Here is an 11715-nt window from a genome sequence, read left to right on the forward strand (position 1 = left end):
CGATCCCGGGCCCGGACCGCGGGGTCAGCCCTCGACGGTGCTGGCGACGGGCCGGTCGGCCGCGTCGAGGGCCTCGGTGTCGGAGCCGGAACGGTCGTTCTTGTCGCCCTGGCTGGGCACCACGAAGCGGTAGCCGACGTTGCGCACGGTGCCGATCAGCTGCTCGTGCTCGACGCCGAGCTTGGCCCGCAGCCGCCGGACGTGCACGTCGACGGTCCGGGTGCCGCCGAAGTAGTCGTAGCCCCAGACCTCCTGCAGCAGCTGGGCCCGGGTGAAGACCCGGCCGGGGTGCTGGGCGAGGTACTTCAGCAACTCGAACTCCTTGAACGTGAGGTCGAGCACCCGGCCCTTGAGCCTGGCCGAGTAGGTGGCCTCGTCCACCGAGAGGTCGCCGCTGCGGATCTCCATCGGGCTGTCGTCCACCGTGGCCTGCGCCTTGCGCCCGACTGCCAGCCGCAGCCGGGCCTCCACCTCGGCCGGCCCCGCGGTGTCCAGCAGCACGTCGTCGACGCCCCACTCGGCGGTGACGGCGGCCAGGCCGCCCTCGGTGACCACCAGCAGCAGCGGGGCGCTCACCCCGGTGGAGCGGAGCAGCTGGCAGAGCGAGCGGATCTGCGGGAGGTCGCGGCGGCCGTCGACGAGTATGACGTCGGCGCTCGGCGTGTCGACCAGGGCCGAGCCCTCGGCCGGGGCGACCCGGACCTGGTGCAGCAGCAGCCCGAGGGCCGGCAGGACCTCGGCGGAGGGCTGCAGAGCGTTGGTGAGGAGGAGGAGAGAACTCATACCCGGGGCGTCCCCTTTTCTTCTCCGTGGCCTGCCGGGACTGCGCAGGCTGCTCGTGGTGCGGCTGGTGGGGCGCACATCGTCGTGCGACAGCCGACACGGGTGGGCTACCACTCGCAAGGACGTCCGGATGGGTGTCCTGAAAGCACAAAAGGACCCGAGGGCGACTCTGCCCGGATCCCTTGCGTACCGGAGAGAATAGCCCACCAGGCCCGTTCGCCCTAGGGGGCGGGCAGCGTGACGAAGATCGCGTCGCGCCGCGTGTGACCCCGCGTGACGGCGGTGAGCTGGGGCGTTCCCGCTGCGGGCGGGGCCGGGCCATCATGGAGCACGGCACGCCGGATCCGTATTCGTCCATCTCGCAGAAGGGGCCGCACGATGTCCGCGACCACCGAGTCCTCCCCGCCCGTAGCCGCGGTGACCGGCACCATCCGCTACTGGGCGGCCGCCAAGGCCGAGGCGGGCATCGCCGAGGAGCCCTTCCGGGCGGCCACGCTGGCCGAGGTGCTGGAGCAGGTGCGGCAGCGGCACGCCGAGCGGCCGGGCTTCGTCCGCCTGCTGGACATCTGCTCCTACCTGGTGGACAGCGAGCCGGTGGGCAGCCGGGACCGCGCCGAGGTGCGGCTGACCGAGGGTGGCACCGTGGAGGTGTTGCCGCCGTTCGCCGGCGGGTGACGCCGTCCGGCGGCCCGGCCGACCGGAACCATGGTCACCGGTGGATCGTCGTACCGGCGGTAGACAAGCCGCCGGGGGAACGCCGGTGGCTGCCGACGGGGAGAGGGAAGTCGATGCGGACCTGGATCAAGGTGACCGTCCCGGTCGTGCTGCTCGCCGGCCTGCTGGTGGGCGCGGACCGGGTGGCCGTGACCGTGGCGGAGGACCAGGCGGCCGACAAGCTCGCCGGCCACCAGGGCATCTCGGGGCGCCCTACGGTCTCCATCGACGACGTGCCGTTCCTGACCGACCTGATCGACCAGAAGCTCGGCAAGGTCTCGCTGTCGGCCTCCAGCATGACGCTGAGCGGCACCGGTGGGCAGAGCGTCCAGCTGCACGACTTCCGCGCCGACCTGAGCGGGGTCAAGGTGAACTCCGGCTACACCTCGGCGACCGTGGACTCGGGCAGCGGCCGCGGCCTGGTCGGCTACCAGGAGGTGCACGACCTGATGGGCCTGGACCCGCGGATCTCGCTCGGCTACGGCGGCCCCGGGCTGGTCAAGGTGGGCTACCAGGTGTTCGGGCAGACGATGTCGAGCACGGTGACGCTGAAGAACGACGGCAACACGATCAAGGTCGGCAGCATCGGCAAGCTGCCGTCGGGCCTCGGCGGGCTGCCGGGGGTGGGCGGGCTGATCCAGCAGGACCTCGGCGCCAAGGACTTCACCCTGCAGGGGCTGCCGGTCGGGCTGCACCTGGACACGGTGACCCCGCAGCCCGGCGGCATCGAGCTCTCCTTCGTCGGCAGTGGCGTCACCCTGACCAGCTGAGGCCCCGTGGGGGCCTGCGGCGGTACCGGTGGACCTCAGGGGCAAATCCCAGGATCCGACATATTTCATCTCACTATTCGACATGTTGGTGACAGGGCGGGCTTCGCTCCCTAGCATCGTGCCCATGAAGCGACAGGCGAATCTCACCAAGCGGCGGGCGGTAGACCTCTGCCGCGTGGCTGCCTGCCTGTGTCGAATGCGCTGATCGGCGGCCTGCTCCGGCAGGTTCGACGCTCCCTCGGCCCTCGGTCGGGGCCCATCGCCGCTGTCGCGGCCCGCGTGGGCACGTTCCAAGCCCGCGGCCGCACCTCCCGCGTACTGCCCGACGGCACTTCGTACCCCGCTCGCCGTCCCACCATCCGGACAGAAAATCGGACAGGTGGGCCCACGGGGTGATCCGGCCGCCGTCCGGGCCATCACCTTCCGCCAACCGCCCCCGGATGGAGACAGAACACATGAGCCGCAGTGACGTCCTGGTCGACGCCGACTGGGTCCAGGCCCACCTGGACGACCCGAAGGTCGTCATCGTCGAGGTGGACGAGGACACCGCCGCGTACGACAAGAACCACATCAGGAACGCCGTCCGGATCGACTGGAAGAAGGACCTGCAGGACCCGGTCCGCCGCGACTTCGTCGACCAGGCCGGCTTCGAGGCGCTGCTGAGCGCCAAGGGCATCGCCAACGACGACACCGTGGTGCTCTACGGCGGCAACAACAACTGGTTCGCCTCCTACGCCTTCTGGTACTTCAAGCTCTACGGCCACCAGGACGTGCGCCTGCTCGACGGCGGCCGCAAGAAGTGGGAGCTGGACTCCCGCGACCTGGTCGACGGCGCCGAGGTCCCGAACCGCCCGGCCACCGAGTACCGGGCGCAGGCCCAGAACACCGCCCTGCGCGCCTTCCGCGACGACGTGGTGAACGCCATCGGCGCCAAGAACCTGGTCGACGTGCGCTCGCCCGACGAGTTCTCCGGCCGCCTGCTGGCCCCGGCCCACCTGCCGCAGGAGCAGTCGCAGCGCCCGGGTCACGTGCCGACCGCCCGCAACATCCCGTGGTCGAAGAACGCCAACGACGACGGCACCTTCAAGTCGGACGAGGAGCTGCGCGCGCTCTACGCGGCCGAGGGCGTCGACCTGTCCAAGGAGACCATCGCCTACTGCCGGATCGGCGAGCGCTCCGCGCTCACCTGGTTCGTGCTGCACCAGCTGCTGGGCCAGGAGAACGTCAAGAACTACGACGGCTCCTGGACCGAGTACGGCAGCCTGGTCGGCGTGCCGATCGAGCTCGGCGCCAACTGAGCACCGCGCGCGACTTCACGAGCGAGGAGAAGAGACATGTGTGGTGCGAAGGCCGGCGGGCCCGACCTGGCAGGAGTTGACGTGGCGAACGAGACGATCATCCAGGGTTCGGTGACCCGCGACGGCGAGCCGGTCAACGGCTACGTCCGGTTGCTGGACGCGAGCGGTGAGTTCACCGCCGAGGTGCCGACCTCGGCGACCGGCCAGTTCCGCTTCTTCGCGGCCGAGGGCCAGTGGACGGTGCGGGCGCTGGTGCCCGGCGCGACCGTGGACCGCAAGGTGGTCGCCTCCAAGGGTGCGCTGACCGAGGTCCCGATCGCGGTCTGAGCCGGTGAAGCCGTAGGACCTGCCCGACGAGCCCCTGCCCAGGCGGGGGCTCGTCGTCTTACCGTGGAAGGGTGCAGCAGCGCAGCCGGCACCGGTACTACTTCCTCATGATGGGCGTCTGCCTCGGGCTCTTCGTCCTGGCCTGGGGAGTGGTGCGGTTCTTCTCGGTCGGCGCGGCGATCGGCATGTGCGTGGTGGCCATGCTGATCCCGCCGCTGGCGGCCGTCTTCGCCAACCGGCGCGACCCCGAGGACGACTGGTGGGAGGACCCCCGCTGGGACGACCCGGAGTGGGACAAGCCGGGCCACGACCGCGACCGTCCCGACCGCGAACCGCCCCGGGCCCCCGACCGCGGCGACCGGCGTCAGTAGACCAGCGCCTGCACCCCGTCGCCCATGACCTCGCTGACGAAGACCTGGGCGCCCGCGATCCGGACGCCCGCCACGACGTCGGCCTGCTCGATGCCCCGGCGGACGGCGCACTGGGTGCACAGCGTGACCGTGCCCCCCGCCAGGATGCCCTCCAGCAGGTCCGGCAGCGGTGCGGCATGGGGCAGGCTGAACTCGGCGGCCCGGCCCGGCAGCGCGAACCAGGACGACTCTCCGGTGAGCCAGAGCGAGACCTCGACCCCGCTGGCGACCGCGACGGCCGCGACGGTGAACGCCTGGGAGCAGCGCTCGGGCGCATCGGCTCCGGCGGTGACCTTGATGACCAGCTTCTTCGACACGCGGTCAGCCTAGACCGGTTGTGGTGGCCCTCACCGCGTCACCCCGGTGCCCGCCCGATAGACTCGCGCCGTCACCGTCCGTCCGTAGTTTCGCCGAACCGGGAGCGCCCCATGAGTGGCCTTGAGGTCTTCTTCGATGTTCTGCTGGCCGTCATGTCCATCGTGATCGTCTGGTTCGCCGCGTTCTCGGTGATGAAGCTGTACCAGGGCCAGCGCTGACCCTCCCGTACCGTAGGGGTTGTCCGCCCGTTTCCGACCGCCCTCAGGACCATGATCGAGATTCCCTCTGACCTCCACCCGGACGTCGTTTCGCTGGCCTTCCTCCTCGGCACCTGGGAGGGCGCCGGGGTCCACGCCCCCCTCCCCGGACAGGAGGGCCCGGGCTCGGAGAAGTGCAACTTCGGCCAGGAGATCGTGTTCCGGCACGACGGCCGGCCGTTCCTGGAGTTCCGGTCCCGCACCTGGGTGCTGAACTCCGCGGGCGAGAAGGTCCGTCCGCTGGAGAACGAGCACGGCTTCTGGCGGGTCACCAGCAACCAGCGCGGCACCAGCGGTGAGCGCGAGGTGGAGGTCTCGCTGGTCCGCGACGACGGCACCGTGGAGATCTGGTACGGCAAGCTGGCCGACGGCAAGCCGCAGATCGACCTGGCCACCGACGCCGTGGCCCGGGTCGAGGGCTCGGCCCCGTACACCGGCGGCAAGCGGCTCTACGGCTTCGTCGAGGAGCAGCTGCTCTGGGTCGGCGAGAAGCAGGCGCCCGAGGTGCCGCTGCGTCCGTACATGTCCGCCCAGCTCAAGAAGGTGCTCAACCCGGCCCAGCTGGTCAAGGACGTCAACGACCTGCCGGACGACGGGATCGCCTTCTTCCGCTGAGCGGCCGGGTCCCACCGACGGCCACCGATCCCCACCGAGCGAGGGACGGCATCAACGCAGTGAACGACGGCACGACCGACTGGAAGGCCGATCTGCGCGAGCGCGGCTACCGCCTCACCCCGCAGCGCCAGCTGGTGCTGGAGGCGGTGGACGTGCTCGACCACGCCACCCCGGAGGAGATCCTCGCCCAGGTCCGGCGGACCGCCAGCGGGGTGAACATCTCCACGGTCTACCGCAACCTGGAGCTGCTGGAGGAGCTCGGGCTGGTCTCGCACGCCCACCTGGGCCACGGCGCGCCGACCTACCACCTGGCCGGCCGCCACCACCACCTGCACCTGGTCTGCCGGGACTGCGGCTCGGTCGGCGAGACCGACACCGCGATCGCCACCCCGCTCATCGACGCGCTGCGCGACCAGCACGGCTTCGACACCGACCTCAAGCACTTCGCGATCTTCGGCCGCTGCGCCGACTGCACGGCCAAGGCCCAGCAGGGGCAGTCGCAGGCGCAGTCGTAAGCTGGCGGGCATGAAGAGCCCGCTGCTGTCCCTGCCCGGAGCCGTCCCCGCCGAGGGGCCCGACGAGGGGGTCGCGGCGCACTACGGCGACCTCTTCCGCGAACAGCGCGAACTGGCCGCCGGCCGCGCCTTCACCGACCTGTCGCACCGCGGCGTGATCACCGTGACCGGCCCGGACCGGCTCGGCTGGCTGCACCTGCTGCTGACCCAGCACGTCAGCGCGCTGCCGCCGCAGCAGGCCGTGGAGGCGCTGGTCCTCTCCCCGCACGGGCACGTCGAGCACGCCCTCTACCTGGTCGACGACGGCACCACCACCTGGGCGCACGTCGAGCCCGGCACCCAGGGCGCGCTGCTCGAGTACCTGGAGCGGATGAAGTTCATGTACCGGGTGGAGGTCGCCGACCGGACCGCGCAGTTCGCCGTGGTCCACCTGCCGGCCGGCAATCCGGCCGAGGCCACCGCGGCCGCCGCCGTGCGGGAACTCCCCTGGGGCCGCGACCTGTTCCTGCCGCGCGTCGAACTCGCCACCGCCACCGAGGAGTTCGGTGTCCCGGCAGGCGTCTGGGCGTACGAGGCGCTGCGGATCGAGGCGCACCGCCCGCGGCTCGGCTTCGAAACCGACCACCGCACCATCCCGCACGAGGTGGACTGGCTGCGCACCGCCGTGCACCTCGACAAGGGCTGCTACCGCGGCCAGGAGACCGTGGCCCGGGTGCACAACCTGGGCAGGCCCCCGCGCCGGCTGGTCTTCCTGCACCTGGACGGCACCGAGGAGTCCCTGCCCCCGCACGGCACCGAACTGCGCCCGGCCGGCGACGAGGCCGGGGGAGGCCGCCCGGTGGGCTTCGTGACCTCCTCGGCCCGCCACTACGAGCTGGGCCCGATCGCGCTCGCCCTGGTCAAGCGGAACACCCCGGTGGACGCGGTGCTGCTGGCCGGCACCGTGCCGGGCACCCAGGAGGTGGTGGTGGCGCCCTGACGGGCACCCGCGGGGTCAGACCTCCAGCAGCACGGTGAACGGCCCGTCGTTCACCAGCGAGACCTTCATGTCCGCGCCGAACCGGCCGGTCTCCACCTTGGCGCCGAGGGCGCGCAGCTGCTCGACCACCTCGGCCACCAGCGGCTCGGCGACCGGGCCGGGCGCGGCGGCGTTCCAGGTGGGGCGGCGGCCCTTGCGGGCGTCGCCGTAGAGGGTGAACTGACTGATCACCAGCAGCGGTCCGCCGAAGTCCGAGCAGGACAGTTCGGCCTGGTCGCCCTCGAACAGGCGCAGCGACCAGAGCTTGCGGGCCAGCTGGGCCGCCTTGGCCGGGGTGTCGTCATGGGTGACGCCCACCAGTACGCACAGGCCCGGGCCGCTGATCGCCCCGACCGTCTCCCCGGCCACCGTCACGGCGGCCTCGCTCACCCGCTGCACCACTGCTCGCATGCCGGCCATTGTCCACCAGGCCGGGCCGTCGGCGGCCGTTGTCCGGTCATATCAACGGCATCCGTTCGCCGGGCGGCCGTTCGGGTGCATCCGCGCAGCGCGGCGGGCCGCGGGATGGCACGATCGAGGGGTGGCCGTGCCCCGGGCGGGCCGGACGGCCGTTCGCGCCGTTCGCACGTCCGTGCCGGTGCGGCTAGCCCGCACGGGTGACATCGGCTGATCGGGGAACCCTCGGGAACCGCCGTTCGTGCAACCCGCGGGGCGGACGGCGCAGGGGTGGGACCGAAGGACGCGACGGCAGGTGGTTGCTCGATGGACACGACTCAGCTGGCCGCTCTCGGCCTCGCCGAACTGCGCGTGCTGCGCACCGACGCGCTGGAGCAGGAGGCAGATCTGTCCTACCTGCGGCGGCTGTTGCAGGGCCGGGTGGACATCCTGCGGGCCGAGCTGGACCGCCGCACCCTGGCCCGGCAGCCGGCCCCGTCGGCCGAGACGCTGCTGCACCGGCTGCCGCAGATCCTGGCGGACGCCCCCTCGCACGTGCGCCAGTCGGCACGGCACGTCACCCTGGGCACCCCGCGCGGCGAGCAGTACCAGGAGCAGGCGGACGCCCTGATGGGGGACGTCCGGCTGGCCGACCTGGCGGCGCACGCCTCCGCCGAGCTGCTGGCCGCGCTGGACCGGCTGACCGCCCGGGAGCGGGAGATCTCCGGGCGCCGCTCCGAGCTGCAGCGCACCGCCGACTGGTGCAGCGCCGAGATCACCCGCCGCTACCGGGAGGGCGAGGCCCGCGTCGAGGACCTGCTGGTCGACTGAGGCCGGGCCGGGCAGCACCTACCGGGGAGGCACGGGCAGCACCTGAGGGGACGGCACGGGCAGGTCCGGTCGGAGAACGACGGCGGGGCCGGCCGGGCGCTCCGTCAGCACCCGCCGGCCCCGCCCGCCCAGGCGATCAGTGGCCGCCCTGCTGCTCCAGGCGCTTGATCGACGCGGCGATCTCGGTCTCCGCCTCCAGGCGGCCGACCCACTCGGCGCCCTCGACCGACTTGCCCGGCTCCAGGTCCTTGTAGACCTCGAAGAAGTGCTGGATCTCCAGGCGGTCGAACTCCGAGACGTGGTGGATGTCCCGCAGGTGCTCCCAGCGCGGGTCGGTGGCCGGGACGCAGAGCAGCTTGTCGTCGCCGCCCGCCTCGTCGGTCATCTTGAACATGCCGATGGCGCGGCACTTGATCAGGCAGCCGGGGAAGGTCGGCTCGTCCAGAATGACCAGGGCGTCCAGCGGGTCGCCGTCCTCGCCGAGAGTGCCCTCGACGAAGCCGTAGTCGGCCGGGTAGCGGGTCGAGGTGAAGAGCATCCGGTCCAGGCGGAGGCGACCGGTCTCATGGTCGACCTCGTACTTGTTGCGGGAGCCCTTCGGGATCTCGATGGTGACGTCGAACTCCAACGGTGCCTCCAAGGTAGGGACTGACAGAATCCCAGTGTCTCCTACAGCAGGGGGTGCTGTGGAAAGGGGTTGGGCTGTGGCTGGGACATACCGGGGCAGGACGGCCGCACTGGTCGCGGCGATCACCGGGTTCGCGGTGCTGTCCGGCGGCGGACCGGCGCACCCGGCCGTGCCCGCCGAGCACGGCGGCCCGCCCGCCGCCGCGCCGCCGCCGGCGTCCGCCGCGCCCGCCGTGCTCCAGCCGGCGGTGCAGCAGGGCACGGAGGGCGAGCCGACCACCGCCGGGGTGCAGGCCGCGCTCGGCGGCCTCACCACCGACCGGGCGCTGGCCGCGCTGAGCTTCGCGGTCGTCGACGGCGGCACCGGCAAGCTGCTGCTGGGCGGGAACGAGACCGCGCCGGCCACCCCGGCCTCCACCACCAAGGTGGCCACCTCGGTGGCCGCGCTCGGCCTGCTGCCGCAGACGACCCGGCTGACCACCAAGGTGGTCAGGGGCGCCGCTCCGGACGAGATCGTGCTGGTCGGCGCCGGCGACCCGACGCTCACCGGCCTGAACCAGGACCAGGTCCGGATCGGCGGCTCCCCGGTCGACGCCGACTCGGCCCCCGCCTCGATGCCCGACCTGGCCCGGCAGACCGCCGCCTCGCTCAAGGCGGCCGGCCTGACCACCGTTCACCTCGGTTACGACACCTCGCTCTTCACCGGTTCGCCGTTCCACCCGTTCAACGACGGCACCGACCTCGGCCCGATGTCGGCGCTGATGGTCGACGAGGGCCGGATCACCGCCACCGACGACGTGGACGCCCCGGGGCGGGTGGCGGACCCGACCGCGCAGGCGGTCGCCGAGTTCACCCGGCTGCTCGCCGCCCAGGGCGTCAAGGTGGCCGACCAGCCGAAGGAGGAGCAGGCCCCGGTCGGCGCCGCGGTGCTCGGCCAGGTGCAGTCGCCGACCATCGTCCGGCTGATCGAGCGGGCCCTGACCAACTCCGACAACACGCTGGCCGAGGCGATCGGGCGACAGGTGGCGCTGGCCTCGCACCAGCCCGCCGGCTACGAGGGGGCCGGCGCCGCGACCACGGCCGAGCTGGCCAGGCTGGGCGTGCCGATCCAGGGCGTGCAGCTGTTCGACGGCAGCGGCATGAACCCCGGGAACACCATCCCGGCCGCGGTGCTGGCCGACCTGGTGGCGCTGGCCGCCTCGCCCGACCACCCGCAGCTGCGGCCGGTGCTCACCGGGATGCCGATCGGCGGCTTCACCGGCACCCTGAGGTCGCGCTACACCGCCGCGGAGGGCACCGCCGACGGCGCCGGCATCGTGCGGGCCAAGACCGGCTCGCTCTCCGGCGTGAGCACCCTGGCCGGCACCGTGGTCGACGCGGACGGACGGCTGCTGGCCTTCGCACTGATGTCCAAGGGCTTCGACGACGCGGGCGCCGCCCACGCCGCGATGGACCGGATCGTCGTCAAGCTCGCCGCCTGCGGCTGCCACTGAATCCGTCGGAATGCTTCCCGGCGCTGCCGCCGCGGCGGTGCAGCACGTACGGTGAGGGCATGACGAGCGCGAGCGGCGGTGCGGACATGGTCGACTGGAATCTCGCGGTCGCGACCGCGACCCGGCTGGCCCGCCCCGGCCCGGTGGTCACCCGTGCGGAGGCCGCCGCGGTGGTGGCCGAGCTGCGCGGGCACGCCAGGACTGCCGAGGGCGCGGTGCGCGAGTACACCCGGATGCACCCCGAGCGGCTCGGCAGCCGGGGCGCGGCCCGGGTGCTGGTGGTGGACCGCCCCGGCTGGGTGCGGGCGAACGTGGCCGGCTTCCGGGCCGTGATCGGCCCGCTGACCCGCAAGCTGGCGGCCCGCCGGGCCGAGACGCCGGGCGGCGCGGTGCTCGGCGCGGTCGGCGAGAAGGTCACCGGGGTGGAGGTCGGCGCGGTGCTGGCGCTGCTCTCCGGCAAGGTGCTTGGCCAGTACGAGACCTTCGCCGAGGCGGAGCCGGCGGTGGCCGCCCCGGACAGCCCGGCCGACCTCTTCGACCGGCCCGGGGCCGGCAGCCGGGAGCCGGCCGGCCTGGCGCCCGGCCGGCTGCTGCTGGTGGCGCCGAACATCGTCCAGGTGGAGCGGGAGCTGGACGTCGATCCGCACGACTTCCGGCTCTGGGTCTGCCTGCACGAGGAGACCCACCGCACCCAGTTCAGCGCGGTGCCCTGGCTGCGCGACCACGTGCAGTCCGAGGTGCAGTCCTTCCTGGCCGAGACCGATGTCGAGCCGATGGCGCTGCTGGAGCGGCTGCGCGAGGTGTTGGTCCCGGGGGAGCGGCCGGCCGGTAGGGCCGGCGGCGTGCTGGAGGTCGTGCAGACGCCCCGGCAGCGGGAGATCCTGGCCCGGCTGACCGCGGTGATGTCGCTGCTGGAGGGGCACGCGGACGTGGTGATGGACGGCGTCGGTCCGTCCGTGGTGCCCAGCGTCGGCGAGATCCGGGAGAAGTTCCAGCGCCGCCGGGACCGCGGCGCCGGGCGGCTGGACCTGATGCTGCGCAGGCTGCTCGGCATGGACGCCAAGCTGCGCCAGTACCAGGACGGCGCGGTCTTCGTGCGCGGGGTGCTGGACCGGATCGGGATGGACGGCTTCAACCGGGTCTGGACCTCCCCGAACACGCTGCCGACCAGGGAGGAGATCCAGGATCCGGCGGCCTGGGTGGCCCGAGTCGGACGCCAGTCCCAGCGGAAGCCCCCGGACGAGTGAATCGGCCCACCGCCGATACGTTTCTTCATTCACCCGTCCGTGGGACCGTGGTCGTACCGGTGGCGCGGGGGACTCGGGCGTGCCTTCCGTTCTGCG

At 72.6% G+C, this 11715-nt stretch carries 16 protein-coding genes; 12 read left to right on the forward strand and 4 right to left on the reverse strand.

Features of this window, described 5'->3' with window-relative positions; all coding sequences use genetic code 11:
• Nucleotides 1–24: 24 nt before the first annotated feature.
• Nucleotides 25–783, reverse strand: a complete 759-nt coding sequence (locus LN042_RS05765) for a response regulator transcription factor (RefSeq protein WP_230049083.1) — start codon at nt 781–783, stop codon at nt 25–27.
• A 378-nt stretch (nt 784–1161) separates the two neighbouring features.
• Between LN042_RS05765 and LN042_RS05770 the strand changes: the two genes are divergently transcribed.
• The 6 genes from LN042_RS05770 to LN042_RS05790 all read left to right on the forward strand — a co-directional run bounded on the left by LN042_RS05770 (nt 1162) and on the right by LN042_RS05790 (nt 4263).
• Nucleotides 1162–1458 (forward strand): MoaD/ThiS family protein, encoded by a 297-nt coding sequence (locus tag LN042_RS05770; protein WP_230049085.1) that lies wholly within the window; start codon nt 1162–1164, stop codon nt 1456–1458.
• Between the two features lie 113 nt (nt 1459–1571).
• Nucleotides 1572–2267, forward strand: a complete 696-nt coding sequence (locus tag LN042_RS05775; protein WP_230049087.1) for an LmeA family phospholipid-binding protein — start codon at nt 1572–1574, stop codon at nt 2265–2267.
• A 124-nt stretch (nt 2268–2391) separates the two neighbouring features.
• Nucleotides 2392–2472, forward strand: a complete 81-nt coding sequence (locus LN042_RS37945) for an Ms5788A family Cys-rich leader peptide (protein ID WP_372495682.1) — start codon at nt 2392–2394, stop codon at nt 2470–2472.
• Between the two features lie 250 nt (nt 2473–2722).
• Nucleotides 2723–3565 (forward strand): sulfurtransferase, encoded by an 843-nt coding sequence (locus LN042_RS05780; RefSeq protein ID WP_230049089.1) that lies wholly within the window; start codon nt 2723–2725, stop codon nt 3563–3565.
• 36 nt (nt 3566–3601) lie between these two features.
• Nucleotides 3602–3892 (forward strand): DUF1416 domain-containing protein, encoded by a 291-nt coding sequence (locus LN042_RS05785; protein ID WP_101381718.1) that lies wholly within the window; start codon nt 3602–3604, stop codon nt 3890–3892.
• A 71-nt stretch (nt 3893–3963) separates the two neighbouring features.
• A complete protein-coding gene (locus LN042_RS05790) occupies nt 3964–4263 on the forward strand; it encodes a DUF3099 domain-containing protein (protein WP_308191769.1) in 300 nt (99 codons plus the stop codon).
• Here LN042_RS05790 and LN042_RS05795 read toward each other — a convergent pair.
• Nucleotides 4257–4619, reverse strand: coding sequence for a DsrE family protein (locus tag LN042_RS05795; RefSeq protein ID WP_230049091.1), 363 nt, complete (start codon nt 4617–4619; stop codon nt 4257–4259). The genes LN042_RS05790 and LN042_RS05795 overlap by 7 nt on opposite strands.
• 270 nt (nt 4620–4889) lie before the next feature.
• Between LN042_RS05795 and LN042_RS05800 the strand changes: the two genes are divergently transcribed.
• The 3 genes from LN042_RS05800 to ygfZ are packed head-to-tail and all read left to right on the forward strand — an operon-like array spanning nt 4890 to nt 6986.
• A complete protein-coding gene (locus tag LN042_RS05800; protein ID WP_230049093.1) occupies nt 4890–5492 on the forward strand; it encodes a heme-binding beta-barrel domain-containing protein in 603 nt (200 codons plus the stop codon).
• A gap of 59 nt (nt 5493–5551) precedes the next feature.
• The gene (locus LN042_RS05805; protein WP_230049095.1) at nt 5552–6007 is read left to right on the forward strand and encodes a Fur family transcriptional regulator; all 456 of its coding nucleotides are present in this window, start codon (nt 5552–5554) and stop codon (nt 6005–6007) included.
• A 10-nt stretch (nt 6008–6017) separates the two neighbouring features.
• Complete coding sequence (gene ygfZ, locus LN042_RS05810; protein ID WP_230049097.1) at nt 6018–6986, forward strand: CAF17-like 4Fe-4S cluster assembly/insertion protein YgfZ; 969 nt, start codon at nt 6018–6020, stop codon at nt 6984–6986.
• A gap of 15 nt (nt 6987–7001) precedes the next feature.
• Here ygfZ and dtd read toward each other — a convergent pair whose 3' ends face one another.
• Nucleotides 7002–7436 carry a D-aminoacyl-tRNA deacylase gene (gene dtd, locus LN042_RS05815; protein ID WP_230049099.1) on the reverse strand — a complete coding sequence of 145 codons (435 nt, stop codon included), beginning with the start codon at nt 7434–7436 and terminating at the stop codon, nt 7002–7004.
• A gap of 312 nt (nt 7437–7748) precedes the next feature.
• Here dtd and LN042_RS05820 point away from each other — a divergent pair, with 312 nt between their 5' ends.
• Nucleotides 7749–8252: an RsiG family protein gene (locus LN042_RS05820; protein ID WP_230049100.1), complete on the forward strand. Its 504-nt coding sequence runs from the start codon at nt 7749–7751 to the stop codon at nt 8250–8252.
• A gap of 136 nt (nt 8253–8388) precedes the next feature.
• Here LN042_RS05820 and LN042_RS05825 read toward each other — a convergent pair whose 3' ends face one another.
• Nucleotides 8389–8880: an inorganic diphosphatase gene (locus LN042_RS05825; RefSeq protein WP_230049102.1), complete on the reverse strand. Its 492-nt coding sequence runs from the start codon at nt 8878–8880 to the stop codon at nt 8389–8391.
• A 76-nt stretch (nt 8881–8956) separates the two neighbouring features.
• Here LN042_RS05825 and dacB point away from each other — a divergent pair, with 76 nt between their 5' ends.
• Together dacB and LN042_RS05835 are read left to right on the forward strand one after the other, a co-directional pair.
• Nucleotides 8957–10372, forward strand: a complete 1416-nt coding sequence (dacB, locus tag LN042_RS05830; RefSeq protein ID WP_230049104.1) for a D-alanyl-D-alanine carboxypeptidase/D-alanyl-D-alanine endopeptidase — start codon at nt 8957–8959, stop codon at nt 10370–10372.
• Between the two features lie 59 nt (nt 10373–10431).
• The gene (locus LN042_RS05835) at nt 10432–11619 is read left to right on the forward strand and encodes an Rv3626c family coenzyme F420 biosynthesis-associated protein (RefSeq protein ID WP_230049105.1); all 1188 of its coding nucleotides are present in this window, start codon (nt 10432–10434) and stop codon (nt 11617–11619) included.
• Nucleotides 11620–11715: the final 96 nt, after the last annotated feature.

Origin of the sequence: Kitasatospora humi, assembly GCF_020907985.1 — a bacterium.
Taxonomy (GTDB): Bacteria; Actinomycetota; Actinomycetes; order Streptomycetales; family Streptomycetaceae; genus Kitasatospora; species Kitasatospora humi.